Annotated in this window: 28 protein-coding genes and 2 tRNA genes; 22 read left to right on the forward strand and 8 right to left on the reverse strand. The window is 55.9% G+C overall.

Annotation, left to right across the window (positions count from 1 at the left end; all coding sequences use genetic code 11):
- Positions 1-25 precede the first annotated feature (25 nt).
- A complete protein-coding gene (gene rpoD / locus RA28_RS07390) occupies positions 26-2,014 on the forward strand; it encodes an RNA polymerase sigma factor RpoD (RefSeq protein WP_039525226.1) in 1,989 nt (662 codons plus the stop codon).
- Between the two features lie 183 nt (positions 2,015-2,197).
- On the opposite strand, the gene RA28_RS07395 is transcribed toward rpoD, so the two are convergent.
- A complete protein-coding gene (locus RA28_RS07395) occupies positions 2,198-3,220 on the reverse strand; it encodes a helix-turn-helix domain-containing protein (RefSeq protein ID WP_039525229.1) in 1,023 nt (340 codons plus the stop codon).
- 378 nt (positions 3,221-3,598) lie between these two features.
- Between RA28_RS07395 and RA28_RS07400 the strand changes: the two genes are divergently transcribed.
- The 6 genes from RA28_RS07400 to ribD all read left to right on the forward strand — a co-directional run bounded on the left by RA28_RS07400 (position 3,599) and on the right by ribD (position 7,149).
- On the forward strand, positions 3,599-4,015 hold the full coding sequence (locus tag RA28_RS07400; protein WP_052261355.1) for a thiol-disulfide oxidoreductase DCC family protein: 417 nt from the start codon (positions 3,599-3,601) through the stop codon (positions 4,013-4,015).
- A 4-nt stretch (positions 4,016-4,019) separates the two neighbouring features.
- The gene (locus RA28_RS07405) at positions 4,020-4,565 is read left to right on the forward strand and encodes a DUF4166 domain-containing protein (RefSeq protein ID WP_193747359.1); all 546 of its coding nucleotides are present in this window, start codon (positions 4,020-4,022) and stop codon (positions 4,563-4,565) included.
- 78 nt (positions 4,566-4,643) lie between these two features.
- A complete protein-coding gene (locus tag RA28_RS07410; protein WP_039526166.1) occupies positions 4,644-5,045 on the forward strand; it encodes a hypothetical protein in 402 nt (133 codons plus the stop codon).
- 2 nt (positions 5,046-5,047) lie between these two features.
- Positions 5,048-5,461, forward strand: coding sequence for a secondary thiamine-phosphate synthase enzyme YjbQ (locus tag RA28_RS07415; protein WP_039525236.1), 414 nt, complete (start codon positions 5,048-5,050; stop codon positions 5,459-5,461).
- 120 nt (positions 5,462-5,581) lie between these two features.
- Positions 5,582-6,052: a transcriptional regulator NrdR gene (gene nrdR / locus RA28_RS07420; protein WP_039525240.1), complete on the forward strand. Its 471-nt coding sequence runs from the start codon at positions 5,582-5,584 to the stop codon at positions 6,050-6,052.
- On the forward strand, positions 6,049-7,149 hold the full coding sequence (ribD, locus tag RA28_RS07425; RefSeq protein WP_082029744.1) for a bifunctional diaminohydroxyphosphoribosylaminopyrimidine deaminase/5-amino-6-(5-phosphoribosylamino)uracil reductase RibD: 1,101 nt from the start codon (positions 6,049-6,051) through the stop codon (positions 7,147-7,149). The genes nrdR and ribD overlap by 4 nt, the downstream gene beginning before the upstream one ends.
- Positions 7,150-7,151: 2 nt before the next feature.
- On the opposite strand, the gene RA28_RS07430 is transcribed toward ribD, so the two are convergent.
- The 3 genes from RA28_RS07430 to RA28_RS07440 form a co-directional block, all read right to left on the reverse strand.
- Positions 7,152-9,152 carry a capsular polysaccharide biosynthesis protein gene (locus RA28_RS07430; protein ID WP_052261327.1) on the reverse strand — a complete coding sequence of 667 codons (2,001 nt, stop codon included), beginning with the start codon at positions 9,150-9,152 and terminating at the stop codon, positions 7,152-7,154.
- Positions 9,153-9,155: 3 nt separating this feature from the next.
- Positions 9,156-10,289: a polysaccharide biosynthesis/export family protein gene (locus tag RA28_RS07435; protein ID WP_039525253.1), complete on the reverse strand. Its 1,134-nt coding sequence runs from the start codon at positions 10,287-10,289 to the stop codon at positions 9,156-9,158.
- Positions 10,290-10,355: 66 nt separating this feature from the next.
- Entirely contained in the window at positions 10,356-11,669 is a 1,314-nt protein-coding gene (locus RA28_RS07440; RefSeq protein ID WP_039525257.1) for a capsule biosynthesis protein, read from the reverse strand.
- 138 nt (positions 11,670-11,807) lie between these two features.
- Between RA28_RS07440 and RA28_RS07445 the strand changes: the two genes are divergently transcribed.
- The 5 genes from RA28_RS07445 to RA28_RS07465 all read left to right on the forward strand — a co-directional run bounded on the left by RA28_RS07445 (position 11,808) and on the right by RA28_RS07465 (position 15,032).
- A complete protein-coding gene (locus tag RA28_RS07445) occupies positions 11,808-12,395 on the forward strand; it encodes a riboflavin synthase (RefSeq protein ID WP_039525259.1) in 588 nt (195 codons plus the stop codon).
- Positions 12,396-12,512: 117 nt separating this feature from the next.
- Positions 12,513-13,634 (forward strand): 3,4-dihydroxy-2-butanone-4-phosphate synthase, encoded by a 1,122-nt coding sequence (gene ribB / locus RA28_RS07450; protein ID WP_039525264.1) that lies wholly within the window; start codon positions 12,513-12,515, stop codon positions 13,632-13,634.
- Positions 13,635-13,636: 2 nt separating this feature from the next.
- Positions 13,637-14,188, forward strand: a complete 552-nt coding sequence (locus RA28_RS07455; RefSeq protein WP_039525267.1) for a 6,7-dimethyl-8-ribityllumazine synthase — start codon at positions 13,637-13,639, stop codon at positions 14,186-14,188.
- Entirely contained in the window at positions 14,185-14,667 is a 483-nt protein-coding gene (gene nusB, locus RA28_RS07460) for a transcription antitermination factor NusB (protein WP_039525271.1), read from the forward strand. Before RA28_RS07455 ends, nusB begins: the two co-directional genes overlap by 4 nt.
- A 59-nt stretch (positions 14,668-14,726) precedes the next feature.
- Positions 14,727-15,032 (forward strand): hypothetical protein, encoded by a 306-nt coding sequence (locus RA28_RS07465; protein ID WP_039525275.1) that lies wholly within the window; start codon positions 14,727-14,729, stop codon positions 15,030-15,032.
- 215 nt (positions 15,033-15,247) lie between these two features.
- On the opposite strand, the gene RA28_RS07470 is transcribed toward RA28_RS07465, so the two are convergent.
- Both RA28_RS07470 and RA28_RS07475 read right to left on the reverse strand, forming a co-directional pair.
- A complete protein-coding gene (locus RA28_RS07470; protein WP_039525279.1) occupies positions 15,248-15,673 on the reverse strand; it encodes an SRPBCC family protein in 426 nt (141 codons plus the stop codon).
- Positions 15,670-15,990 carry an ArsR/SmtB family transcription factor gene (locus tag RA28_RS07475; RefSeq protein ID WP_039525281.1) on the reverse strand — a complete coding sequence of 107 codons (321 nt, stop codon included), beginning with the start codon at positions 15,988-15,990 and terminating at the stop codon, positions 15,670-15,672. Before RA28_RS07475 ends, RA28_RS07470 begins: the two co-directional genes overlap by 4 nt.
- A 113-nt stretch (positions 15,991-16,103) precedes the next feature.
- Between RA28_RS07475 and RA28_RS07480 the strand changes: the two genes are divergently transcribed.
- A complete protein-coding gene (locus tag RA28_RS07480) occupies positions 16,104-16,535 on the forward strand; it encodes an MmcB family DNA repair protein (protein ID WP_039526169.1) in 432 nt (143 codons plus the stop codon).
- A 4-nt stretch (positions 16,536-16,539) separates the two neighbouring features.
- Here RA28_RS07480 and RA28_RS07485 read toward each other — a convergent pair whose 3' ends face one another.
- Positions 16,540-16,728, reverse strand: a complete 189-nt coding sequence (locus RA28_RS07485) for a DUF6324 family protein (protein ID WP_039525284.1) — start codon at positions 16,726-16,728, stop codon at positions 16,540-16,542.
- A gap of 79 nt (positions 16,729-16,807) precedes the next feature.
- Here RA28_RS07485 and RA28_RS07490 point away from each other — a divergent pair, with 79 nt between their 5' ends.
- The 6 genes from RA28_RS07490 to RA28_RS07515 all read left to right on the forward strand — a co-directional run bounded on the left by RA28_RS07490 (position 16,808) and on the right by RA28_RS07515 (position 21,667).
- Positions 16,808-17,290 (forward strand): GNAT family N-acetyltransferase, encoded by a 483-nt coding sequence (locus RA28_RS07490; protein WP_039525288.1) that lies wholly within the window; start codon positions 16,808-16,810, stop codon positions 17,288-17,290.
- A 47-nt stretch (positions 17,291-17,337) separates the two neighbouring features.
- A tRNA-His gene (locus tag RA28_RS07495) sits at positions 17,338-17,414 on the forward strand.
- Between the two features lie 206 nt (positions 17,415-17,620).
- Positions 17,621-18,451, forward strand: coding sequence for a DNA adenine methylase (locus tag RA28_RS07500; RefSeq protein WP_039525291.1), 831 nt, complete (start codon positions 17,621-17,623; stop codon positions 18,449-18,451).
- Positions 18,452-18,486: 35 nt separating this feature from the next.
- The gene (locus RA28_RS07505; RefSeq protein ID WP_152612031.1) at positions 18,487-19,077 is read left to right on the forward strand and encodes a hypothetical protein; all 591 of its coding nucleotides are present in this window, start codon (positions 18,487-18,489) and stop codon (positions 19,075-19,077) included.
- Complete coding sequence (locus RA28_RS07510) at positions 19,077-20,231, forward strand: DGQHR domain-containing protein (RefSeq protein ID WP_052261356.1); 1,155 nt, start codon at positions 19,077-19,079, stop codon at positions 20,229-20,231. Before RA28_RS07505 ends, RA28_RS07510 begins: the two co-directional genes overlap by 1 nt.
- A gap of 290 nt (positions 20,232-20,521) precedes the next feature.
- A complete protein-coding gene (locus RA28_RS07515) occupies positions 20,522-21,667 on the forward strand; it encodes a tyrosine-type recombinase/integrase (protein ID WP_039525297.1) in 1,146 nt (381 codons plus the stop codon).
- A gap of 568 nt (positions 21,668-22,235) precedes the next feature.
- Here RA28_RS07515 and RA28_RS07520 read toward each other — a convergent pair.
- Positions 22,236-22,309 (reverse strand) — tRNA-Cys (locus RA28_RS07520).
- Between the two features lie 222 nt (positions 22,310-22,531).
- Here RA28_RS07520 and RA28_RS07525 point away from each other — a divergent pair.
- From RA28_RS07525 to RA28_RS07535, 3 genes are all read left to right on the forward strand, one after another.
- Positions 22,532-23,185, forward strand: a complete 654-nt coding sequence (locus tag RA28_RS07525; RefSeq protein ID WP_039525300.1) for a protein-L-isoaspartate O-methyltransferase family protein — start codon at positions 22,532-22,534, stop codon at positions 23,183-23,185.
- 95 nt (positions 23,186-23,280) lie between these two features.
- Positions 23,281-24,699, forward strand: coding sequence for a TolC family outer membrane protein (locus tag RA28_RS07530; protein ID WP_039525303.1), 1,419 nt, complete (start codon positions 23,281-23,283; stop codon positions 24,697-24,699).
- Between the two features lie 75 nt (positions 24,700-24,774).
- Positions 24,775-25,539, forward strand: a complete 765-nt coding sequence (locus RA28_RS07535) for a hypothetical protein (protein WP_039525322.1) — start codon at positions 24,775-24,777, stop codon at positions 25,537-25,539.
- Position 25,540: the final 1 nt, after the last annotated feature.

The following is a 25,540-nucleotide window of genomic DNA, read 5'->3' on the forward strand; positions in this document are numbered from 1 at the left end:
TCACCCATCCCTGCAGGAGCATTGAATGGCCGCCAAGGATACGAACGAAGACCGCAAATCCGACGAGCAGGAACAGGAAATCTCGCTGGACATGAGCCAGGCCCAGGTCAAGAAGATGATCGCCGAGGCCCGCGAGAAAGGTTACATCACATACGACCAGCTTAATCAGGTTCTGCCGCCTGATCAAGTCAGCTCGGAACAGATCGAGGATGTGATGTCGATGCTGTCCGAGATGGGCATCAACATCATCGAAGATGAAGAAGCCGAGGAAGAAGAGAACAAGGGCTCTACCGAACTGGTCACAACCGAAGGCCCGCGCGAGGTTGCACTGGCCGGGGCGCAGACCGAAAAGCTGGACCGCACCGACGACCCCGTACGCATGTATCTGCGCGAGATGGGCTCGGTCGAATTGCTGAGCCGCGAGGGCGAGATCGCCATCGCCAAGCGCATCGAGGCTGGACGCAACACCATGATCGCGGGGCTGTGCGAAAGCCCTCTGACCTTCCAGGCGATCACCATCTGGCATGACGAATTGCTGTCCGAAGACATCCTGCTGCGCGATGTCATCGATCTGGAAACCACCTTTGGTAATCAGATGGACGAAGACGGGGATGTTTCTGAACCCGTCGTCGATACCTCTGCCGTTCAAGCGGCAAAGCCTGAGAAAGACGAAGGCCCAGAGCTGGACGCGGACGGCAACCCGATCGCCAACGACGATGATGATGACGAAGACGATCAGGCCAATATGTCGTTGGCCGCGATGGAAGCCGCGCTGAAGGATCAGGTCCTGACCACGTTGGAACGGATCTCGACCGATTTTGCGCAACTCAGCGAGATGCAGGACAGCCGGATTTCCGCAACGCTCAACGAAGACGGGACGTTCAGCGCACAGGACGAAGAGACCTATCAGAAGCTGCGGGCCGAGATCGTTGAACTGGTGAATGGCCTCCACCTGCACAACAACCGAATCGAAGCGCTGATTGACCAGCTCTATGGCATCAACCGACGCATCATGTCGCTGGACAGCTCAATGGTGAAGCTGGCCGATCAGGCCCGCATCAACCGTCGCGAATTCATCGACGCCTATCGCGGACGCGAATTGGACCCGAACTGGCTGACCGAAATGGCGGAAAAGCCGGGTCGCGGATGGCAGATGTTTATAGAACGGTCCTCAGACAAGGTCGCAGACCTGCGCAACGATATGGCGCAGGTCGGACAGTATGTCGGTCTGGACATCCCCGAATTCCGCCGCATCGTGCAGCAAGTTCAGAAGGGCGAGAAAGAGGCGCGCCAGGCCAAGAAGGAAATGGTCGAAGCCAACCTGCGGCTGGTGATCTCGATTGCCAAAAAGTACACGAACCGCGGCCTGCAATTCCTTGATCTTATTCAGGAAGGCAACATCGGCCTGATGAAAGCGGTCGATAAGTTTGAATACCGCCGCGGGTACAAATTCTCGACCTACGCGACATGGTGGATTCGTCAGGCGATCACACGCTCGATCGCGGATCAGGCGCGGACGATCCGTATTCCGGTTCACATGATCGAGACGATCAACAAGCTGGTCCGGACCGGCCGCCAGATGCTGCACGAAATCGGTCGCGAGCCGACGCCCGAGGAACTGGCCGAAAAGCTGCAGATGCCGCTTGAGAAGGTCCGCAAGGTGATGAAGATCGCCAAGGAGCCGATCAGCCTTGAAACCCCGATTGGCGACGAAGAAGACAGCCAGCTGGGTGATTTCATCGAGGACAAGAATGCCGTGCTGCCGCTGGACAGTGCAATTCAGGAAAACCTCAAGGAAACGACAACTCGGGTACTGGCGTCGCTTACCCCGCGTGAGGAACGGGTTCTGCGGATGCGCTTTGGTATCGGCATGAACACCGACCACACGCTGGAAGAGGTTGGCCAGCAGTTCAGCGTGACGCGTGAGCGTATCCGACAGATCGAGGCGAAGGCGCTGCGTAAGCTCAAACACCCTAGTCGATCACGAAAACTTCGGTCCTTTTTGGATCAATGAGTTTGAGGCGTCCCAACCGGGGCGCCTTTTCTTTTCGCGCTCAGGTCTTTTCACGTTGTCTCGACGTCACATCAAATTGGCGAGAACTCGAAAGGGTTCTGCCTCAGCCTTCTCTATATCGCCGGTGTCCACTCATGGACCGGCCGGGGTGAGGCAGAAAACGCCAATGACCCCCGGCCACTTTCAACCCGGGTGCAGCGGGTGATCGACCCGCTTTCGGAACGAGCTTGGCGCCTGACCCGTCCACCGTTTGAACGCAGTGGAAAACGCCGCCTGATCTGCATAACCAAGTGAATAAGAAATTTCGGACAGGTTCATTCCGTTCTTGATGAAGGTCTGTGCCAAATCACATCGCAGGTCATCGACAACCTCGCGATAGGTGGTGCCTTCTTCGTTCAGTCGCCGCGCCAAGGTGCGCGGGCTAACGCCCAGTTTTTCAGCGACGTCTTCGGCCTGCAGGATAAATCCCGGCATCGAACGGGTGATAAGCCCCTCGACCTTTGCTCGGGTTTTCTGTTTGGGAGTGCGACGTTCGGCCAGCAACCGTTCGCCGTATTCCAGCAGATGCGCCCGCAAGCTTGGATCATATGTCGGGACAGGTAGGTCGAGTGAGGCCAGCGAAAGAATGATTTCCAGCCGTTCAGTTCCAAATTCAACCGGAAACCCGCCGATTTTGGCATAACTGGCGGCGTGTTGGCCGACCTCGTGCTGAAACCGCATCTGTAGCGGGTGAACGGTCACTTGGGTCAGGGCGCGCATCCGCGCAACAGCAGCAAACAGCATGAACTCTGTCCTGCGGTGATAACGAGAGAACGTGGCATCCTTCCAATCCGCTTCAATCGTTGCGGCGTTTCCGGACACGCGCAAGGTGAAAGCGATGGAGGGATCGATCATCTGGTGGAACCGCGTGGTGTTTTCCATGACCTGCCGCAAGTCACGCGAGTATTTGCTGATGTATGCGGTCACGCTTGAGGAAGAACTGAACTGCAACCCGGCCTGTGCACCAAACGTTATGTCTTCGACCGCGTCACAGGCATGGCGTACGAATTGCGCCTCGTTATGCGCGCTGTAGACTTGCGCCGGGGGCGAGATCTCGCTTCTGCTCAGCCCACTGTCCCGCAACACCTGATCGACCAAAGACGGGTTGTCCGTTTGACCTTCCAATACTCTGGTCAGCAATTGAATTCTTGAAATATCGACATCCATGGCTGTATCCGGCCAATGCGTTATTGTTCCATAAAGCTTAACAGAGAAATTGTTGCTGTCGCCATCCCGCGAACGGCGTATTCAAGAATTCGAGCCAATCCAAAAGAATTTGGCTGAATCTCGAAAGAATTTGTCCCATATGACCAAGAACTACAGCGGATTGGCACCTAGATTTGCCAAGTTGTCGGGTCAGCGCCCTGATGGGGATGGGGTCAGAGCCTGGGAAAACGGATTTACCAAACCGTTTCAAAAGGTTCCCCGGCACACCATTTTTTCGCCTTGGCCAACATGCAGCCCGAGATGTCGCATTGTCGTGCGGTGTTTGGCGTGCCAGCCTATTGCAGAACTGTCCCAAGGCCTGCGCAAATGCCGCACGATATGACATTGCCGAAAGAGGATCTGATCGTCTTTGATGGCGAATGCGTGCTTTGTTCTGCCTTTTTCCGTTTCATATTACGGCACGATACGGCGCACAGGTTTCGCTTTGCGACGGCTCAGTCGCGCCTGGGGCAGCGTCTTTACCGGGATGCGGGTCTGCCCACAGATGACTTTGAAACCAACTTGGTCTTTGTGGATGGGCAGGTGCATCAAAAGCTGGATGCCTTCGCGGCTGCGATGGGCGCGTTGCCCGGTCTGCCGCGCGTCTTGTCCGGGTTGCGCCTGTTGCCGAAGTTTCTGAAAGACCCGATTTATCATCTGATCGCGCGCAATCGCTACAGGATTTTTGGTCGAGAAGCGACATGCTTGGTTCCTGATCCAGATCTCCGTGCGCGGTTCGCACCCGGTGGGTTCTAGGGCATTGGGCGACCCTTTTCTGCGCGCGCTCCCGCAGGATGCCAAACTGCCGACTGCGGTTTTGGGCCTGCACACCCAGCCGGACCGTTTCACAGGGCGCTGCCAGATTACGCGGGGCCGCGGAATACTGATCGCGTTGGCATTGCGCATCGGGCGCTTTCCGCCAACAGGTGAGGATTTGCCGGTTTCGCTAACAACGCAAAAGGTCGGCGAAGATTGGCTGTGGCGGCGGAATTTCGCAGGCCATTTGACCCAATCTCGTCTTTCTTACGATGCCGGTTGGAATTGTGTTCGAGAGCAGATTGGTGGGCTGACGATCTGGATACGCCCGGTCTGGCGGCAGGACCGATTGGGCATTGAGGTTGTCCGAATGAAGATCTGCGGTCTGCCCTGCCCAAAAGCGCTGCTGCCGCAGTCTTTTTCCTTTGAGTGGCAGGATGCACAGGGGCGCTTTTGTTTTGACATATCTGCCCGGCTGCCTTGGTTGGGGTCGCTGATCCGATATCACGGATGGCTGACGCGCGATCACGAAGGATCGGCCCAACCTTAAATGCCCGTGAGGTGCACTGTTTTGCGAAAAGGGATGACCTAACCTATGTGTCATGTCAGAACAGGAAAGATGGTTATTATGAAACAGGTATTTGCTTGCACGACAGCGGCACTGGTTGCGCTGATCCTTCCGGCGATGGCCAGTGCCGCGCCCAATGGTTACCGGACCGAGCCGATGAGCGGCACCGATTTCGAGGTGATACCCCGCACCGATCAATTCATTGACGGTTACTGGTGTGCCGCTGCGGATTTTGCCAGGCGAAAGTTGGGCGCAGGCTGGCAACAGCCGATTTATGTATTGCGCGGCTACGGCCCAAGTGTGACGACTGGACGAAGAACCGCCGTTCAGTTCACGTTGAAGATGCCCACGGATGTGCCGCAACAAGGCAGCAATCCCTTTTCTCCGTTCAAAGTCGGTGACAGCATGTCCGTTCAGGGTGCGAATGCCCGATGCGGCTATGTCCCGTTTTTCAGGAATTAAATGTGCAGACTGAATTCATAATCGAAACCTCGGGGTCGGGACTGTATGAGTTCACGGCCCCCGTGCGTAACTGGGCAGGCGGGTTTTCGGGCAATGGCCTTATGACATTGTTCGTTCGCCATACGTCCTGCTCACTTTTGATCCAGGAAAACGCAGATCCCGAAGTACAGACAGACTTGAACGCATATTTTGATCGTCTGGTGCCGCCGTCGGATCATCCTTCGATGTCGTACCTGCGGCACACCTATGAAGGCACTGATGACATGCCAGCGCATATCAAAGCGGCCATGATGCCCGTGTCACTGTCTGTTCCACTTGCCAACGGCCAACCGGTTTTGGGCACCTGGCAGGGCATTTACCTGTTCGAGCATCGCCGCGCCCCGCACAGTCGCAAAGTCGCGGCGCATATTGCCTGACCCCCTTATATAGCGGTGAAAATTTCCGACTACCCAAATCCTAGAGGCTGCCCTATAGTTGTGGATAAGTAAGCCGAAGCGCTTACAAAAAGAGGTAAGCTAGGGACGAGGAGACGGCGGATGCGCTGCCCGTTTTGCGGAAATATCGATACTCAGGTCAAGGATTCACGCCCGGCAGAGGATCACGTTGCGATCCGCAGGCGTCGGTTCTGTCCGGCGTGTGGGGGCCGGTTTACCACCTACGAACGGGTACAACTGCGCGATCTGGTTGTCATCAAGACCAACGGTAAGCGTGAAGACTTCGATCGCGACAAGCTGGAACGTTCGATCCGAATTTCAATGCAAAAACGCCCCATCGACCCGGATCGGATCGATCAGATGATCTCGGGAATTGTGCGTCGATTGGAAAGCATGGGCGACACCGACATCCCATCCAACAAAATTGGTGAAATCGTCATGGAAGCGCTGGCCCGTATCGACACGGTTGCGTATGTTCGCTTTGCAAGCGTGTACAAGAATTTCCAGGCGGCCGATGATTTCGAGGAGTTTGTCCACGAACTGCGCCCGCCGCAGCCTTCTACGGACGAGTGAGCGAAACAGATAAGCGATTTATGGCGTTGGCCCTGTCTCTAGGGCGACGCGGACAAGGGACGTGTTGGCCCAACCCATCCGTGGGCTGCGTCATCGTTCGCGACGGACGCATAGTCGGACGCGGCTGGACACAACCGGGTGGTCGGCCGCATGCCGAAACCGAAGCGTTGGCGCAGGCGGGCGAAATGGCGCGCGGTGCCACCGCTTACGTGTCGTTGGAGCCTTGTTCGCACTACGGAAAAACACCGCCCTGTGCGCAGGCGTTGATAGACGCGAAGGTCGCCCGCGTCGTGTCCGCAATCGAGGACAGTGACCCCAGGGTTGCAGGGCAGGGCTTTGCGATGCTGCGAGAAGCCGGGATTGAGGTTGAAACCGGGGTCCTAATGGATCAGGCCGCGTGGGATTTATCCGGGTTCTTTCTGAAAACCGAGCAGGGCCGCCCGTTTGTGACCCTGAAACTGGCAAGCAGTTTTGACGGCAGGATCGCGACGGAAACGGGTCACAGCAAGTGGATTACCGGACCCGAAGCCCGCCGGGCAGTGCATGCCATGCGGGCCCGGCACGATGCGGTCATGGTTGGCGCGGGAACAGCCCGCGCAGACGACCCGTCGCTGACCGTGCGGAACTTGGGTATCGAACACCAACCCGTTCGCATTGTGGTCTCTCGCCATCTGGATTTGCCCTTGCTTGGGCAATTGGCTCGAACGGCTGCTGATGTTCCGGTTTGGCTGTGCCACGGCCCACGACCGGACGCCGAGCGGGCGCGGACCTGGGAAGGGTTGGGCGCCCGTTTGATCCCATGCGCGCTGAACGACCACCAGGTGGACGCGGCAGACTTGTTGCAGCAATTAGGGCAGGCCGGGCTGACACGCGTGTTTTGCGAAGGGGGGGCTTCGCTGGCGGCATCTTTGCTGGCTGAAGATTTGGTCGACGAACTTGTCGGCTTCACGGCCGGGCTGACCATCGGTGCGGAAGGGCTATCGGCAGTCGGCTCGCTGGGCCTTGAAACACTTGAGACCGCGCCCCGGTTCGAGTTGATAGACGCACAGGTCATCGACGGGGACGTTTTGCACCGTTGGGGTCGCACAGCGCGATAACGTCAACGCCAGAGATGCGAATGCGTGGCCAAAGCGCCCTGTAGCTTGGAAAGCAACCGGTTTGTTAACCCGACAGGTGACTGCTGACCCGACGCCAGCCGGTCAACCGCAACCTCAACCGGGCAAGATAAGCCTGTGACCGGATCCAGATAGCGCGGATAGTCGATCAGGGCCGCGTGAACCAGCCCCATGACAGAGGGATGCGCCCCGCGCCGCGCGGGAACAATGTCCAGATCGGTCGTCAGCCCCCATCCGGCGTAAAACGGCGCACCCAGCGTTGTTACTTTGACCCCACGCAATAGGGCTTCGAACCCCAAAAGCGAGGTCATGGTCCAAACCTCTTGCACTTGTGTCAGCAGGCTCGCTGGATCGACATTTTTGACTACGACGTCAGCCAGGCCGTCCGTTTCTATCCCGCCGTCACGCAGGCCGGCCTCGACGTCTGGATGCGGCTTGTAGATCAGAACAGCCTCTGGGTTCGCCTTACGGGTCGCGACCAACAAATCCCGGTTGGTTCGGGTCGAACTTGTGCCCTTGAGGATTGAGGCGTCGTCTTCGACCTGTCCCGGAACCAAAATGCGGTGACCCAAAGGCAAATCCGGCGGCGTCAGGCCCACATTGTATTTGGACAGCCCTTCGGCGATTAGGCGCGCAACCAAACGTTCCGCGCGCAGGTGCTGGTCAGGACGCAGGCTTTCACGGGCAGCAATCAGATTTTCCAACCGGCTCGGGTGGGTGGGGTCGTAGTAAATGCCTTCGTCGTCGGTAACCAGAGACAGCGGCGGTACAAGACTTGCGCCCAGACCGCGCGAGCGCAGAAAACCGTCCTCAACACGTGTCGCCTGTGACGTTTGTTCGGCGTGGCGCGCCCAAACCATATGAGGACGGTCGGCAGGTTGCGGCGGTCCGCTGGTGAAACGCAATTTGCGCTGGGAACCAAACATCTGCTGCAGATGTCTGCGCTTCCAAACACGCATCCCCGACGCGGTCCAACCTTTGCGATCGTCGCGCCATGACCGGGTTTGCGCTTCGAGCGTGTCCAGCACCGTTTCCAGCTCGCAAAGCGTGTCCCGATACGGATCGTACCATTTGGGGTACAGGATCATCGTCGCTGCAAACAGTTGTGCGCGCGTCAGATTACGTTGTCTGCGAGGTACGGGGTTTTCGTCCTGTGTCAGCCCCCAACCGGCATAGAACGGCTGACCAAAGACCCGGGGTTTGTGACCAGCCAGTATGGCTTCGAATCCAAGCTGTGACGACAAGGTGTAGACGCCAATTGCCCCCTCAAGCAGGGGCCACGGGCTGATCGGGTCCTTCAATAATGTGACGCGGTCGGTTTGATCCTGATCTGCGAAGTGCCCCGCGCGGTGGCCGGATTGTGTTTCCGGGTGGGTTTTTATGATCACCCGAGAGCCGGGGTGCTCCTCCTGCGCCATGACCAGCATTTCGCGAAACAAGGCCGTGTCGCCTGCGCTGGCCGCGACCGCCGCGTCGCCTTGCGTTTGATCGACCACCAGAACATATCCGGGATCAGGCGGTGCGATATCCGGGTCGAAGGCCGAATATTTGCTGAGCTGCAATTCGCGCAGCCGTTCCATCGCGCCGCGCGCCCTGTCGAGTATGGCGGTGTCGTCCAGCGGATGCGTGGACAACAATTGTTCGAGATCAGAAGGGATTGTGGGATCGAAATGCACACCCGACTGATCCAATATTAACCCCAACGGGGCCTCTCCGCTGCGCCCCGGATGCAGCGACCTAAGAAATGCGTCCTCGACCCTCAGTATAGGTGCAGCGTGTTTTTCAGCGACGCGGATACCCCGATGCGCGGTAGGGCTGGCCCCCCAGACACCAACGGTATCGCCCGGTTTAGGAAGTCCCAACCGGATGTCAAACCCCGCGAGGGACAGAATTCGGCGCAGGCGACGTTGTGTCAGAAACCCGCCATTATAGACGAACAGGCGCTGGCGCTCGTTGGTGTCCGGCGGCTCCACCTCAGGAAACACCGGTCAGTTGCCTGTCAGCGTTGCCACGTTTGCGATGGGCGTCAAACCTCCGGCGATCAGCGAGATGGACTTGGTCCACTGCGCATAAGGCGCTTCGGTCACATAGATCGTGTCGTCGTCGCGGATGACAAAGTCCCGCGCAACAAACAACCCGTTTGGCGCCGTGAGGTTCAACAGGTAGATCATTCTTTGGTCACCTTGTAGGTCTGCACGCCCCATGACTTTACGCGCGATATCCTGCCGCTCTTTGCGCAACACGAAGATACCGGTTGGGTCTGATGACAGTGACTGCAAGCCACCAACCTGCGCGATCGCCTCAAGGGCGGAAAGATCCTGGCTTTCGAATGGTACCCGGGATTGACCGCCGGTTGCACCCAGCGCGATGTAGGACCGGCTGTCTTCCTCGACGAGAATGCGATCACCGCTGCGCAGCGCAATGTCCGTTCCGGGCGAGCGGAAAAGGTCATCGTACCAGACAGTGCCCTTTTGCTTGCCGCGTATAACCGTGACCAGAGCAATGTCGGACGACACCGAAACACCGCCAGCCTGGGCCAACATGCCGGACAAGGTACCGGTGGGCCGTTCAATCGGGTACACGCCGGGCGCACCAACGGTACCGGTCAGAGAAACTGTTGCGCCATCGCCCGCAACGCGGCGAACCTGGACCTGAGGGTCGGGGGTTTGCTCTTCCAGCTTTGAAGAAATCAGGGTGCGCAACTGCTCGGGCGTGTTGCCGGCCGCGCGTACCCGGCCAGCGTAAGGAACAAAGATGAAGCCGTCATTGTCTACCTGAACTTCATCCAAAGAGGTGGCCGCGCCGGTTCCGGTTGTCAAAAGGCCGTCGTCAACGTTTTCCCAGATCGTCAGGCCCAACACGTCGCCCGGCCGTACTGTATCCGAGGCAACGCTTTGCGCATTGCGGAAGGACTGCGAGAAACCGAATTGGGGGACTGCCGCGGTTTCCCGGGTCACCCTGTCGTCAACCTCGACAACAAAGGCGTTACCGCCGTTCGTTGTGGAACCCGCCAGAATTTCGTTTTTGTTCGGCCCGGATTTCGGAAGCTGGCATGCCGCCAGCAAACCAGCAGCCGCCACGAAGGAGACCGCCCGTATCCATCGGGTTGGGATGCGTGTCACTGCCGATTTTCCTCAGTTTTATAGTCTTTTGCATAGGCTAACCGGTTCGGCGTCAAACTTCCAGCATCAGCTGCCTGTGTGTCCGTCAACGATTTTCAACTGTGGCGTGTTGGTCGCGTTGCCTGATAGGGCGATCTGGTACGGGTCTTGATCCTGCAACATCAAGTCCACCGCGCGACGCAACAACTGTTGTCTGCCACGCCGCGAATAGAACCCACCCGGCACCTGGCTCGTTTCCAACAAAAACCGGCGATAGACGCGGTAGGCGGTTGCGTCGGGTGGCTCCGGGTTGGCAAAGAACGCGGCGATCGTCTGCTGAGACACGAATTGCGGTTTGTCGTAAACGGATCGTCCAAAAATCCGCAACGGTATCCCGCGCCACAGGACCTGCTGCCCAGCTGTCGAGTTGATTGTCACCGCAGACCGCGCGTCGTCCAGCAATCGCGCCAGTTTCCCGCCGGGGACATAGTGAATGCGTTCGGATAGCCCGTACGCTTTTGCAAGTTGGCGAGCGCGTTTGCGCAGCGGCTCGCGGTGGTTTTCCAAAGGGTGCTCTTTGATCACAAGATGATGATGCTGAGGCGCACCAGCAGCGAAACCGGCTATGATCTGATCCAGAAACGCGCACATGCCTGAGAATTCTGAATGCGATTGTACGGAACTGTCATGACCCAATTGCAACAGCACCAAATGATAGGGAAAACCGCCCCGGCGCACCCGAGACGTCGCCAACCGACGCTGTAGCCGGTGGATCGGCATCAACATCAACCGCTTGAAATAAAGTTGAAATTCACGAGAAACCGGCAGCTCTCTGTGCCGGCGAAAGTTGCGGTATCCCTGATTGAAGAACATCAGGAACCAGTGATACGCGGCGCCATAAAAGATATGCTGCCGCATGTCCCCCCAGTGCGACGGGGGCGGAAGGGCGTGTGCGTCCGACCGGGCAAGAGCGACCTGCATTTGATCGACGCTCAGGTCCATCAGGCGCGAGTTTCCGTTGGACCCATCACGCTCGTACGTCACCCACCAGGGCCTAAGATAGCCTTCTTCGAACACATGAACGGTAATGCCGCGTGACCGGGCGGCCTCGACCGCATAGGCATGGATAGGTCGCGTGTCGCCGTACAGAACGATGTCAGTTACGTTTCGATCGAGGATCAATGTCGCAAGAAAGTCGGGCCAATCTTCGGCGGGTTCGCGAAACGCTATGTAACTGCGCCGATCCCGCCAGAACGCCTGATCGCCCGCGTTGAACCCGACACGCCAGACCTGCGAACCGGCTGCGCGCAGTGCTTTGCCCAATGCATTGAAAAACGGTCCATGTGGTCCCTGAAGAAACAGGAACACGCGTTGCCTTGGATGATCTGCCGTTAGCGTCATGCGGGGTGTTTGGTGACTGCTCATCTGTTTGTTGCAAAAATTATGCCCGTTTGTTGCTTTCCCGGCAAGCCGGGTCTTGCCGGTGGCGTCGCGGGCCTTTACCTCGACTCTCAGACTTAGGCTCAGAGGGTTGACGAAATGTTCACAGGCATTGTCACGGATATCGGCACGATCACCGAACTGGACCAACAGGGCGACCTGCGGGCCCGGATCAAAACCGGATACGAGACGGCGGGTATCGATATCGGCGCTTCAATCGCAAGTGACGGGGTCTGTTTGACGGTCATCGCGTTGGGCGAAGACTGGTACGACGTTCAAATCAGTGCGGAAACCGTGTCAAAGACCAATCTGGACGCATGGAGCGTCGGCAAACGGGTAAATCTGGAACGCGCCCTCAAAGTCGGCGACGAACTGGGCGGTCATATCGTTTCTGGTCACGTTGATGGTGTGGCCAAAGTGATCGAGGTCGCGGACGAAGGGGACAGCACGCGCGTCACCCTCCGAGCACCTGAGAGCTTGGCCCGCTTTATCGCGCCCAAAGGCTCGGTGGCGCTGAATGGCACCTCACTGACCGTGAATGACGTGGATGGATGTGACTTTGGCATCAATTTTATTCCACATACCAAAGAGGTGACAACCTGGGGCGATGTTGCGACGGGCGACCGCGTCAACCTCGAGATCGATACGCTTGCCCGTTACGTTGCCCGGCTGGGCGAGATGTCCTGACCGCAAAGGCGGTGTACGTCCGTTTCGCGGCGTGGCGTTACAGCCGTTTGCACTCTGGTCTTTGCGGGCGGACTCGTCTATTCCGCCGTGCATGAATGCTCAGCGAGAGGCTGCCTTATGAGCTTTGAAACCCCCGGTCCGGTCGAGGCCCAGTTGCGGGCTGCGATCAGTCCCATCGAAGAGATTATTGACGAGGCGCGCAAAGGCCGGATGTATATTCTGGTTGATCACGAAGATCGCGAAAACGAAGGCGATCTGGTGATCCCTGCCGAATTTGCGGATGCCGAGGCGATCAATTTCATGGCCACCCATGGGCGCGGGTTGATCTGCCTGCCGATGACCGCAGAACGGATTGATCGGCTTGGCTTGCCGATGATGGCCGTGAACAACTCCTCCCGCCACGAGACCGCCTTCACCGTTTCGATTGAAGCGCGCGAGGGTGTTTCAACCGGTATTTCCGCGGCTGATCGTGCTCTGACCGTCGCCACCGCGATCAACGAGCAGAACACGATGGCGCATATTGCAACGCCAGGCCATATCTTCCCGCTGCGCGCTAAAAGGGGCGGGGTGCTGGTCCGCGCAGGCCATACCGAAGCGGCTGTTGATATCTCGCGTCTTGCCGGGCTCAACCCCGCCGGGGTGATCTGCGAAATCATGAGGCCTGACGGGACGATGGCGCGACTACCGGATCTGGTCGACTTCGCGACAGAGCACGGTATGAAAATCGGAACCATCAGCGACCTGATCGCCTATCGCTCGCGCAATGACAACCTCGTGGTCGAAACCTCTAGGCAGACGGTCTCGTCGGAATATGGCGGCGCGTGGGAGATGCGAATTTTCACCGACCAGACCCACGGGATCGAGCATGTTGTTCTGATCAAAGGTGACATCACGACACCTGAACCAGTTCTGACCCGGACTCACGCTCTGCATGAGGCGCCCGATATTCTGGGCCTTGGTCCGAAATCTTCCCGCGAGTTGCCGCGCGCGATGGAAAAGATCGCGGAAGAGGGACGGGGCGTTGTTTGTCTGTTCCGCCAGCCGCGCAATTCACTGTATGCGGCTGAGGATGAAGGCCCGCGGACCATCAAACAAACCGGTCTGGGTGCGCAGATCCTGTCCAAGATGGGGCTTCAGGAATTGGTTTTGCTCACCGACTCTCCGGAAACGAAATATCTGGGTCTCGACGCCTTTGGGTTGTCCATCGTCGGGACCCGCTCGATCCTCAAGGAGGACTGATCGTGGCTGAACAAGACAAACATGGCATTCTGCCCCGGCCGACTTTCGACAAACCGGTGAAGCTGCTGATCGTGGCAGCACCGTTTTACCGCGCAATTGCCGACGACCTGATCCAAGGTGCCAAGGCCGAGATCGAAGCGGCAGGCGGCACCTGCGAAGTGGTCGAAGTGCCCGGCGCGCTGGAAATCCCCACGGCCATTGCGATGGCAGATCGCCAGTGTAATTTCGACGGATACGTCGCGCTGGGCTGCGTTATTCGCGGTGAAACCACGCATTACGAGACGGTATGCAATGATTCCAGCCGTGCCATTCAGTTGATGGGTTTGCAGGGGCTGTGCATCGGCAATGGCATCCTGACCGTCGAGAACGACGCTCAAGCCGAAGTGCGCGCAAGCCCGGAAAAGATGAATAAAGGTGGCGGAGCCGCGGCGGCGGCCTTGCATCTGATTGCGCTCAGCCGTAAGTGGGGCTCTTCGCAGAAGGGCGTGGGCTTCAAGCCGCCGTCCGAGTCCATCCTAGTGGCGGGCGACAGCAACGGACCCACGACAGCATGACCCAGACCGACGCGCCGAAACCGGCCAACCAGAAACGCCTGATGAAATCCGCCGCACGCCTCTATGCCGTGCAGGCGCTGTTCCAGATGGAGCAATCGGGCCAGACGACCGAGCAGGTTGTGACCGAGTTTCTGGATCATCGTTTTGGCGCTGTCTACGAAGGTGACGAGATGCTGGACGGCGATATCTCGGTATTCCGCAAGCTGGTTGATGATGCCGTGAATTATCAGGCCCCGATCGACCAGATGACCGATCGTGCGCTTGTTGCCAAATGGCCGATCGCCCGCATCGATCCAACCTTGCGTGCCGTATTCCGCGCGGCAGGTGCGGAACTGACCCAAAGCGATACGCCGCCCAAAGTGGTCATCACCGAATTCGTCGACGTGGCCCGCGCGTTTTTCCCGGAGGGGAAAGAGCCGAAATTCGTAAACGCCGTGCTCGATCACATGGCGCATGAGGCCAAGCCCGAGGCGTTCTGACGCCTTTACGTAGATCAGACATGCGCTAGACTCTCCATCGACGCGCAAGGAGGTCTGATATGCCCAAACTCATCCGACTGTACATCACCCAAGTTGCGCTTGGATTCGTAATCTCAGCCGTCTTCGTCGGCGTGCTGCTGGCCTTCAACGTCGCGAATCTACGCCATCTGATCACAAGCTCTGAAATCGGCCTGATTGCTTTGGTCATGATCTGGTTCATGAACGGTATCGTCTTTGCCGGGGTGCAATTCGCCTATGCGATCATGAGCATGGCGGAAAAACCCGAAAATCCGCGTGGCGGAACGCCCGTGGCGCATGGTCAGAAGCCCGTCCCGGTCAAGCTGGAAGCGCGCGCAGGGCGCTGAATTCTCGGGCAAAGGTGTGGCGGGACCACCAGTCAACCGTGCGGTTTGATTCCCGAGGACCTGTATGTACAGGTGGGTGCCAGGTAATCAGGCCAGGACCTGAACAGAGCCAGCCCCCTCGGAATTGCTTAAGGCCACCAGAATACTACCAGTCACAAGAAGGGCAGAACCCGCCACGGGCCTAAGTAGGGTGTGCGGCGGGTTTACACAAGGGGTCAGGCGTCGACAGTTTCGTGGAGCGCGGTGCGCATCTTGCCGAAATGTTCGTCCCAGCCGTTGTCGAGGGCAAGGATCAGGCCAAACGCATCAGCGCCCTGCGGCAGGCCCTCGTGCACCAGTCCAAGGCGCGTACCGCCAGCAACAGGTTCGAGGGTCCATTTGACGACACTGACCGCGTCGCCCATCGGTTTTACGGTGAAGGTGTATTCCAGATACTCAGGTCTGCGCGCTTCCCGCACTTCTCCCCAGATCAGAAGATCGCCGCTTGTTGTTCCGAACATTTCCAGCTTATGACCCTGTGCCACAGCTCGTTCAGGTTTGTGAAACCACTCGGCCAACCGGTCCGGTTCGGTCAAATAGTCCCAGACCGTTTCGGGCGTGGCGCGGAGATAGATGGATTTTTGCAAAACAGCCTGGGTCATTTTTGATTTCCTTCAATAGCTTTCTTGAGTTTGGCAAGGCGATCATCCCAGAACTGGTCAAAGAAACTGAGCCAGTCCAGCACCGGGGCCATCCCCTTGGGTTCAAGTTTGTTGATACGCTCGCGGCCGCGGGCCTCGACGGTGATCAGCCCGCCATCCGACAACACGGTCAGGTGCTTTTTGACGGCGGCGCGGGTCATGTCGAAACGGTCCGTCAATTGCCCGATGGTCATGTCTTGTGATGCAAGCATCTGCACAATGTCCCGACGGGTCGGGTCGGCAAGGGCGCGAAACGCGTTTTGGGTTCTTATTTCCATGGGCAACCTCATTGAGATACCATTTGGTTTCATATCAATGCGATACCTTATGGTATTATGTCAAGGGCAAGCTTGAGGTTGATTTTTGTTCACGAATTGTTCACATTCCCAAAATGACCCTTGATCTGCAACCCGGACAGAAACTGGCCCGCGGTGTCTCCAGACACCTTTCGACGCATGGCTTTGTTTCAGTTGAGGAATTTGTCCCAGCGCGCGGATTGCGCGTTGACGTGATGGGGCTTGGACCAAAGGGCGAGCTTTGGGTGATCGAGTGCAAATCAAGCCGTGCCGATTACCAGTCGGATTCAAAATGGCAGGGCTATCTGGAGTGGTGCGATCGATTCTTCTGGGCGGTTGATACCGAGTTTCCGGTGGATTTGCTGCCGCCCGAAACGGGCTTGATCATCGCGGATGCCTATGACGCCGAGATCATCCGCATGGGCCCGGAAACCAAGGTTGCCCCGGCACGGCGGAAGAAGATGATTCAGAAGTTTGCAACCGACGCCGCCCGCAGGTTGCAGATGCTGCGCGATCCGCGGGTCTAACGGATCAGCCTTTAACTGCTCTTGCGGCCTGCGCTGCCGCCCGGATCTCTTCCGCAATCTCCTCGGCTTCCTCAGGGTCAAAATCCATCGGGATCTCGGTGCCCGGCGCCTCGATGAACAGGCGCACCATACCCTGATCCGTGGGTCCGATTTGCAGATTAGCTTCGATATCGCGTTCGGTGTTGATACCCATCTGAGCCTCCGGCGGGGTGAGCCCGTTTGCTAGCGTGCAAAGGGTTGAGAATCAAGCAGCCTCTGCAGTCATATAAGACATGAACAATATCATCCTCAGACCCTTCCGCGCGGACGATGCCCCCTGGTTGGTCGAGCAGCATGGGACGCTCTATGCCCGCGATGAAGGCTTTGACGACAGCTTCGCGCCGCTTGTTGCGCGTATTTTGAAGGCGTTCATTGCCGATCACGACCCCAAGCGCGAGCGCGGCTGGATTGCCGAACAGAACGGGGCGCGTTTGGGCAGTATTTTTTGCGTCTCTCAATCCGATCGCACAGCCAAGCTGCGCCTGTTTCTTTTGGTGCCACAGGCGCGGGGGCAGGGGGTCGGTAAACAACTGCTGACCGCCTGTATGGAGTTCGCGCGCAGTGCCGGCTACGACGAAATGGTGCTTTGGACGCATGAAAGCCACCGTGCTGCATGTGGCTTGTACCGTTCCTTCGGATGGCAGTTAATTGATGCCAAACCGGTGCGATCATTCGGCGTTGATCTGGTCGAACAAAGCTGGAGAATTCAGCTTTAACACCCTTGCAATCCCCGTGCGCCTTCGGTAAATCGCCCCCCACAAGTGCCGCCTTAGCTCAGTTGGTTAGAGCGCTGGATTGTGGATCCAGAGGTCCCCTGTTCAAGCCAGGGAGGCGGTACCAAAAAAAATTTTTCCCAATAAAAACAGTCACTTATGAAGGCTCACTTTTAGCGTTTTTAGCGGTGTACTGTTGGGGCCGGAATCCAGAGGTCCCTTTCGTATCAAATCGGTATAAATCCCTTGCAAATCCCTGTCAGATGAAGTGAGTTATCAAGTAGTTCAACCAAAAGCAGCATTTCTGCAAACAATAACAAGCGAGTATATGCCTTGGAGGCGGACGGAGCAGGTGAGCAAAAAGCTCTCAAACCTTTCTTAAAATGGGCAGGTGGTAAGCGTTGGCTGTTGCCACATCTACAGGACTTACTGCCTAAAAAATACGAAACGTACCTAGAGCCCTTTCTCGGCGGCGGGGCAGTATTCTTTGGTTTGCAGCCAAAGTCAGCCGTACTCACAGATCTGAATGGAGATCTTATAGAGCTGTACCAAGTCGTGCGTGATATGCCTTCAGAGGTGCAAGACAAGCTGTCGAAACACCAACTTCGACACAGCAAGGAATACTACTACGAGGTTCGAGCTGAGGTTCCGGAATGTAGAATTGATCGCGCTGCTCGATTTCTTTACCTCAATCGGACGTGTTTTAACGGGCTTTACCGCGTAAATCGGCGGGGTGAGTTTAATGTCCCGATTGGAACAAAGACCAAAGTTCTATTTGAAACTGAGTCTTTTCACGACTTGTCGTTGTCTTTGTCTCAAGCGGAACTTTCAGTGGCAGATTTTGAATCCACTATTGACCGTGCGCGCAAAGGAGATTTGTTGTACGTGGACCCTCCGTACACGGTGGCGCACAACTTCAACGGGTTTGTAAAGTACAATGACAATATCTTCTCTTGGGAGGATCAGGTTAGACTGAGGGACTCTTTGGATCGCGCTGCCGAGAGAGGCGCTGCAATCATCGTGAGCAACGCCAATCACACATCAATCGATGAACTGTATGCTGACTTCGGCACTAAGCACGAAATGCCGAGGCATTCAGTGATTGCAGGGCCGTCGGGACGACGAGTTCCAACCTCCGAATTACTCTTCTGTGTCGGGTGCTAATTATGAGGTGGATCAGTAGGAGAAATCTACGCTGGATGTTCACAAAGGTCCCAATCTATGGGCAACTGATTAACTCGTCGTCGAGTTCGGTAAAGGAAGCGACGACAGACCTAATTACAGCGACTCTTTTTTCACTTTTGCCGCTTTGGTTTTACCCGATAATCTCGAAGTTCGCTTACGGCACTGACTTTTGGGCGACGGTTAAGTCTTTCATTGGGGGAGGAGAACTATTTCTCTATTCGGCGGCCTTGGTCGGGCCGTTGATTTTTTCAATTACCAGAAAATACGGTGAAATGTCGCCGGTACCATCAGACGGGGATACGGAACACTCTACTTTCCCTAGGATGTACACAATTCAGTTCCCATACGGAATCTGGTTTGTGTTGGTATCTGCTTTAGTTCTTGGGTTTGCAGCTTATTTCTTCGGTATTTTGCGCGAAGCGGGCTTGGAAAACAGTGCAAGGACACCGAACGCAGAGAACTTACTGTTCGTTTCTGGGATCATGTATTGCTTTACCCTGTCGTGCTTTTTTTGCGTCTCCGTTTACCGCCTCCAACTTGATAGTACGCCACAGGAATTCGGGGCGGACACTCGCGATCTTATGGATGAATGGGAGACCAGATGATGTCTGACCAACTAAATTTAGTTGACCCTGATCCTGTAGTGATCGAGCTAGAGTGCCTAAGGGCTACACAGCCAATTGGGGACGTTTACATTGCAAGCGTTCCTCATGATGAACTTGTAAAAATCACGCACTTTGATGTTCGTAGGGTTCTTCAAGAGGACCGAGATGTTGAACGCTACCTCGGCATCCAGAGGCCGCTGATCAACTCTCGCGTTGATGGCTTGCAAAAGTATGTAAACTTCTTTGACGCTTCTTTTCCTACCGCAATAATCATTGCAGTCGACGAGAAGTTTGCTGAGTACGATGCAGAAAAGAAGACTATTTCTCTTTCAAACGTGCCTAGGGATGGTGACAGGCCAGAAATCCCGATCAGGAACATTGCACGAGTGTTGGACGGGCAACATAGAATAGCTGGATTGCGTGGTTTCACAGGCGACAGGTTTGACTTGCCGGTTACCATTTTCGTTGGTGCGGACATTGCAGATCAGGCGCATATTTTCGCAACGGTGAATTTGGAACAACAGAAGGTCAACAAAAGCCTAGCTTACGATCTTTACTCATTGTCAAAATCGCGAAGCCCCCAAAAGACTTGTCACAATGTTGCAGTTGTACTGGATCAAGATAAGAACAGCCCTCTATATCGAAGAATTAAGCGCCTTGGTGTAGCTACGGATGGTCGTGACTTTGAGCCGATCTCCCAAGCGACATTTGTTGAGGCGCTCATGAAATTTGTATCTTCTGAGCCAAAGGTCGATAGAGACAAGTTGTTGAAGGGGGAACGGCTTGAAAAAGCAGATCCGGATCTAATTTGGAAGCTTCCCTTCAGAAATCTGTTTGTAGAAGAGAAAGACGTGAAAATCGTTGAGGTGGTTTTCAACTACTATTCTGCGATTAAAGAACGATGGCCAATTGCTTGGGCTAGTACGGATCGCGGAAACATGCTGAACAGAACTAACGGTTTTCGTGCCTTTATGCGAGCCTATCGGCACGTTCATGAGCTGCACGGGACGCCAACTGGAGTAGTTCCAAAGGCATTCATGGACGAGTTTATGAAAAGAGTGCCGTTGGAGGACAAAGATTTTAACATTGAGAACTTCAAACCCGGCACAAGCGGAGAATCGACGCTGCATAATGTACTGATCGACGTTCAGTAGGCCGAGTGCTTCGTTTTACGACGCGGTAGTGCGTTGATATTTGTGCTGTTGATTCGAGAACCTCCGAGGGTAGCTCTAACCTGCACTATATTTTGCAAGATTATCTTGTTTGCTTTGCTATTGTCCGTGACAGTTTTCTAAGAATCCCGCCTCAAGCAAAACGAATTGCAAGCTAATATTGCGCAAATTAGTTTAATAATAACAAAGATTTAATTTGATTGACTCAACGCCGCTGACCTTGCTTGAACTGTTGCTCAATTGAGTTCCAGTGGATGCAAGGACGGGTACACATGGTAGAGTTGGTCAAGCTAGGTTGTGGAGGTCAAACGGCATTTGCTGTCGTTTGGCTCGATCCTGAGCATGGAGAACTGGAGAGAAAATTCTCAAGTCGTGCAGAAGCAATGCTTTTTGCAGGATCGATTGAATCTCTAGGGAACAGCCTCCGACCAACAAAGCCTGTCTTGGTTTCTGAACTTTGCAAAAAATACCTTATTGAATCTAGGGCTGGCCGTGATGGAGCGCTTCCCTTGGCTCAAGCAACCTTGGTTAGCTACCAGCATCATTTCTCGAAAACCATCGAACCTGTAGTGGGAACCTTGCGTATCGACCAAATTGACAGGAACCTCGCTAGGGAAATTCAACGAGCCATTATCTTTCGTGCCACATCTCGTGATGCAGCTTCACGAGCTTTTAATTTCCTCAAGACCTGCTTCATGTGGGCTACAACGGAGCTTGGACTTGTCCCAAATTCACCGTTCGAGAAAATGCGGATCCAAACGCGACGACGGGGTCAACCTAAACGGATAAAAATTCACTCCGAAAACGAGATGAGCAGAATAAAGTCCGCTGCGTTCGACCTATATACATCGAGCAATAAGCGTACCCGAGAAGCGTGGTTCACATATTACCCAATGCTACTCTTATTGATGGGGACAGGAATAAGAATATCTGAGTGCCTAGGAATCCAAAGGCGGGATTTTTCTGAGAACCTCAAGGACTTGTCGATCTGTAGATCCATCGAGAAGAACCATGGTGGGCGCCCCAAACCTCTAAGGGTGGTGGACGTCAAGTCTGGCAGCTCTGAGCGTACAGTTCCCGTGCCAAATAGTATTACTCCCTTTTTGGAAGATCTGTTGCAGGCTCATTCATCAGTTTGGGTTTTTCCTAACGGAGGGGGTTCATTCCGGGACTACGATACCGTCAGGCAACGAATGTGGAACCGGTTAGTTTCAAGTGCTCAGGTGCGACACTTAGGGATTCACAGTTTGCGCCACTATTACGCTTCTGAACTCATTAGGGCTGGCTTCGTAAAGGAGGCTCAACGCAACTTGGGACATCACTCAGCAGCGTTCACGCTCGACATGTACGGTCATCTGATTGATGACGGCGGCACGCGCTTGCGCGAGTTAGCAAATGACGTTTCAAGCCCGTTCTAGGTGTAGCTTATTCCCCCGGCCAAAGCGCACGGCGATTTACTTTGATAAATACAAATCTGTTGGCCAAGGCTGGAGGCACTCGACAGAATAAGTTGCATCATGAGGAAGAAGTGATTGCCTTGGCTATGCTAAGTGACATCTGGAGTAAGAGAAAATTGCAGTCCAGAGGTCTCATTACAATTTTGGCGTACTGAGATAGTCGTTGGGCAACATATTGTAAGTTTTTCTTGCAATGACACAAAATCTTGCGCAGGTACTGCGTAAACAGTGCATAAACTCAATTTTGAATTTTACTAACCATTTGAAAATAAATAATAAAAAATGGACAAGGGTTGGATTGTGGATCCAGAGGTCCCCTGTTCAAGCCAGGGAGGCGGTACCACTCCTCGACAACCAAACGTCACGATCAGGCGGTGTTTTTGCTGCCCTGTCGAAACGCATTCCACCCGAATTCAATGAGCAAGGCTCAGACGCGCGCCCTCGTCTTGCATTGTAAGAGTTGCGTCTACAGCGATCGAAACCCATTGCACGCCACATCCGCGTATTAAACTATTGATTTGGTTTGAAATGGAGGCGAGTACCGGAATCGAACCGGTGTACACGGATTTGCAATCCGCTGCGTCACCACTCCGCCAACTCGCCTTAATCAAGTAATATCAATCACTTGCTGTGGTGTGGTGGGCGTTCTAACAGCTTTCAGGGTGGGCGTCCAGTGGTTTGACGCCAAAACGCGCGACAATGGCGAATTACTGTGATCTGGCCGGGCGGCAACTGCGTTTCTTCAAACCGTGCATCGGCCCGTTGCCGCAAGGGGTCGGATGTGGCACAAGCCGAGGGTACGTCGGAAATTGAACGAGCGATGCCATGACAGATTTCGCAGCCCGCCGCCTTACGATGGTCGATACGCAAGTGCGGCCCTCGGATGTGACGAAGTTTCCCATCATCGACGCAATGCTCACCGTGAAGCGCGAGAACTTTGTGCCGGATGGGCAACGCGAGGCGGCCTATGTCGAGGACATGGTCGACCTGGGCAACGGGCGCTTTATTCTTGAACCTCGCACGTTTGCCAAAATGCTGGATGCCGTGAACATCGCGAATGACGAGGTGGTTTTGGACATAGGTCCGGCGCTTGGCTATTCGACAGCAATTGCGGCGCGGATGGCAGAACTGGTGGTGGGCGTCGAAGACAACGAAGAGCTTGCGACCGAAGCACAGTCGGTTTTGATGGACGAGGACGTCGACAACGCCATTATCCACACAGGTCCGTTGGACGAGGGGGCCGCCGAGCATGGTCCCTATGACGTGATCATGATTCAGGGAGGTGTAGAACAGGTTCCGCAGGGCATTCTGGACCAGCTCAAGGACGGTGGACGGATCGCATGTTTGTTTATGGACGGTGAATTGGGTACAGTGAAGATCGGTCTTAAGTCGGCCGGTCGGGTCACGTGGCGTCATGCATTCAACGCGTCGGCCCCTGTTTTGGCTGCTTTTTCGGTAGTGGATGCATTTTCGCTATAGTCGTTTGGCAAAAATTTTTGTCGCCTTGATTACTTGAAAACACTGACGCAAACTGTTCGTGAGGCAGCGTAAAATTGGTTTGAGAGGATTACGATATGCGTTGGACGGCGAAAGGAAAGCTCGTCAAAGTGCTTGCTTTGACCGCGAGCATTGCTTTGGGAGCCATGTCAGAACGGCCCGCTTGGGCTGACAATCTGACGGACGCGTTTATTGGGGCCTACAACACCAGCGGCCTGCTTGAGCAGAATCGGGCGTTGTTGCGTGCAGCAGACGAAGACGTCGCAATTGCACTTGCCGCATTGCGCCCGATCATCAACTGGACGGCGCGGGTCAGTCAGGATTTTTCGCGCACACGTCTGGATGGCACGGTCACGACAGATGAACCGTCAGAGTTCTTCACAGGTCTGACATTGAGCCAGCTGATTTACGATGGTGGCGCGTCGATCCTGGGCAAACAGTCCGCACAAGAGACTGTCCTGGCAACGCGTCAATCCTTGATCGATATCGAACAGCAGATCCTGTTCCGGGCCACGACGGCGTATCTGAGCGTGTTGTTGCAGGAAGAAACCGTTGGCATTCGTCAAAACAACGTCGATCTTTCGGCGGAAGAACTTCGTGCATCGCAGGACAGGTTCGAAGTGGGCGAGGTGACCCGGACCGACGTTGCATTGTCCGAAGCACAGCTTGCCAGCTCGCGTGCGGATTTGGCCGATGCGCGGGGCGCATTGAGTACGGCGCAGGCGGAATACGTCAATGCGGTCGGCAAATTGCCCGGTCGTACGGCTGGTCAGCCCAGCCTGCCCAGTTTGCCACGATCGGAACCAGAGGCGCAGTCGCTTGCGCAGCGCAATCACCCGGCGATCCTGTCCGCTCAGCATCAGGTGCGTGCGCTTGATTTGATCGTGCAGCAGCAGCGGGCCAACCTTGGGCCGAACGTGCGCTTGAACGCAGACGCGGGCATCACCGAAAGCTATGACGACGATGACTATCGCAATGCCGGGCGTGTCTCGCTTGACCTGACACAGCCGCTTTATGCGGGTGGTCGGCTGGCTGCGTCGGTGCGGCGGGCGATGGCAACGCGGGACGCCTCGCGGGCCAACCTTCTGAACGTACAAAAAGACATCACGCAAGGTGTGACCGACGCCTATGTCCGGTTCCAGACCGCAACTGCCAGCCTGACAGCATCGACCGAGCGTGTGCGCGCGTCACAGGTTGCGTTTGACGGGATCCGCGAAGAGGCCACCCTGGGCGCCCGGACCACGCTTGACGTTCTGGCCGCTCAGCAGGACTTGCTGGATGCGCAATTGGCCGAGGTCGCCTCGCGCACCGAACGGTCTTTGGCGGCTTATCAGTTGCTGCAGGCGCAGGGCCTTTTGACGGCTGAACGCCTGGGTCTCGCAGTGCAGATTTACGACCCGACGCTGTACTACAACCTTGTGAAGAAGGCGCCGGCGCAGGTCAGCAAACAGAGCAAAGACCTAGATCGGGTCCTGAAGGCATTGCGGCGCGACTGAGGCGCAATTCGACCGGTTGTTCGCGTTGGTCCGATTGGCTACACTCGGACCAAAGGGCAAGAGCGGTAGAGAACAATGTCAGATAATGTCGTGAAATCGGACACCGGGGACGTTTTGTCCTCGGTTAAGCGATTGGTTAGCGAAGAAGTGCGCGAAGACTCGGAGTTTATTTTCATACCGAACTCACCGGGGCGGAAGCCGGGCAGGCTGGTTCTGACCGAATCGCTAAGGGTCACAGAGCAGAAGGACCCAAAGCCGCTAAAGCTGGTGCCCGAGTTCAGCGCGGTGCCCGTCGCCCCGAAACCGGCCGAAAAAACCCCGGCCAACAAGCCAGAACCGATGCGGCTGAGCGCCAATGACATCGTCACGCCCACCGAAGCCCCGGCAAACCGAAGTTCGAGCGAAGCCGATAAGCCCGTCTCGCAAGAGAGCGCCGTGCCTGAAGGCAGAGAAAAGCGCGATCTTGCCGGCAGTCTGAGCGCCAAGATCGAAGCGCTCGAAGCTGCAATCGCCCGGACCGAAGATCAGTGGGAACCGGATGGCGAAAGCGACGATGCTTATTCCGGAACGCCAACCAAGGCAGTGGACTGGCCCGAAGAAACCGCCGAGCCGAAACCCGAAACCGTCGAAACACCCGTCATGTTCACCCGCAGCAACGATCTCGTCGATCCCCCGGTCGCGGCAGCCCCTACGTTGGACGAAGAGGCTCTGAGTGAGCTGGTGGCACAGATTGTTCGCAAGGAGCTGCAGGGTGCCTTGGGTGAAGGGATTACGCGCAACATCCGGAAGATGGTGCGGCGCGAGATCAACAAAGCTTTGGCGGAGCAGGGCGCGAAATAGC

The organism is Ruegeria sp. ANG-S4, from assembly GCF_000814005.1.
GTDB lineage: Bacteria > Pseudomonadota > Alphaproteobacteria > Rhodobacterales > Rhodobacteraceae > Ruegeria.

What these genes read in the sequence shown, in the direction of transcription:
- rpoD (WP_039525226.1), top strand. Translation starts at nt 26, where the DNA reads ATGGCCGCCAAGGATACGAACGAAGACCGCAAATCCGACGAGCAGGAA.
- RA28_RS07395 (WP_039525229.1), bottom strand. Translation starts at nt 3,220, where the DNA reads ATGGATGTCGATATTTCAAGAATTCAATTGCTGACCAGAGTATTGGAA.
- RA28_RS07400 (WP_052261355.1), top strand. Translation starts at nt 3,599, where the DNA reads ATGACATTGCCGAAAGAGGATCTGATCGTCTTTGATGGCGAATGCGTG.
- RA28_RS07410 (WP_039526166.1), top strand. Translation starts at nt 4,644, where the DNA reads ATGAAACAGGTATTTGCTTGCACGACAGCGGCACTGGTTGCGCTGATC.
- nrdR (WP_039525240.1), top strand. Translation starts at nt 5,582, where the DNA reads ATGCGCTGCCCGTTTTGCGGAAATATCGATACTCAGGTCAAGGATTCA.
- RA28_RS07440 (WP_039525257.1), bottom strand. Translation starts at nt 11,669, where the DNA reads ATGACGCTAACGGCAGATCATCCAAGGCAACGCGTGTTCCTGTTTCTT.
- RA28_RS07445 (WP_039525259.1), top strand. Translation starts at nt 11,808, where the DNA reads ATGTTCACAGGCATTGTCACGGATATCGGCACGATCACCGAACTGGAC.
- ribB (WP_039525264.1), top strand. Translation starts at nt 12,513, where the DNA reads ATGAGCTTTGAAACCCCCGGTCCGGTCGAGGCCCAGTTGCGGGCTGCG.
- nusB (WP_039525271.1), top strand. Translation starts at nt 14,185, where the DNA reads ATGACCCAGACCGACGCGCCGAAACCGGCCAACCAGAAACGCCTGATG.
- RA28_RS07465 (WP_039525275.1), top strand. Translation starts at nt 14,727, where the DNA reads ATGCCCAAACTCATCCGACTGTACATCACCCAAGTTGCGCTTGGATTC.
- RA28_RS07470 (WP_039525279.1), bottom strand. Translation starts at nt 15,673, where the DNA reads ATGACCCAGGCTGTTTTGCAAAAATCCATCTATCTCCGCGCCACGCCC.
- RA28_RS07475 (WP_039525281.1), bottom strand. Translation starts at nt 15,990, where the DNA reads ATGGAAATAAGAACCCAAAACGCGTTTCGCGCCCTTGCCGACCCGACC.
- RA28_RS07480 (WP_039526169.1), top strand. Translation starts at nt 16,104, where the DNA reads ATGACCCTTGATCTGCAACCCGGACAGAAACTGGCCCGCGGTGTCTCC.
- RA28_RS07485 (WP_039525284.1), bottom strand. Translation starts at nt 16,728, where the DNA reads ATGGGTATCAACACCGAACGCGATATCGAAGCTAATCTGCAAATCGGA.
- RA28_RS07490 (WP_039525288.1), top strand. Translation starts at nt 16,808, where the DNA reads ATGAACAATATCATCCTCAGACCCTTCCGCGCGGACGATGCCCCCTGG.
- RA28_RS07505 (WP_152612031.1), top strand. Translation starts at nt 18,487, where the DNA reads ATGTTCACAAAGGTCCCAATCTATGGGCAACTGATTAACTCGTCGTCG.
- RA28_RS07510 (WP_052261356.1), top strand. Translation starts at nt 19,077, where the DNA reads ATGTCTGACCAACTAAATTTAGTTGACCCTGATCCTGTAGTGATCGAG.
- RA28_RS07515 (WP_039525297.1), top strand. Translation starts at nt 20,522, where the DNA reads ATGGTAGAGTTGGTCAAGCTAGGTTGTGGAGGTCAAACGGCATTTGCT.
- RA28_RS07525 (WP_039525300.1), top strand. Translation starts at nt 22,532, where the DNA reads ATGACAGATTTCGCAGCCCGCCGCCTTACGATGGTCGATACGCAAGTG.
- RA28_RS07530 (WP_039525303.1), top strand. Translation starts at nt 23,281, where the DNA reads ATGCGTTGGACGGCGAAAGGAAAGCTCGTCAAAGTGCTTGCTTTGACC.
- RA28_RS07535 (WP_039525322.1), top strand. Translation starts at nt 24,775, where the DNA reads ATGTCAGATAATGTCGTGAAATCGGACACCGGGGACGTTTTGTCCTCG.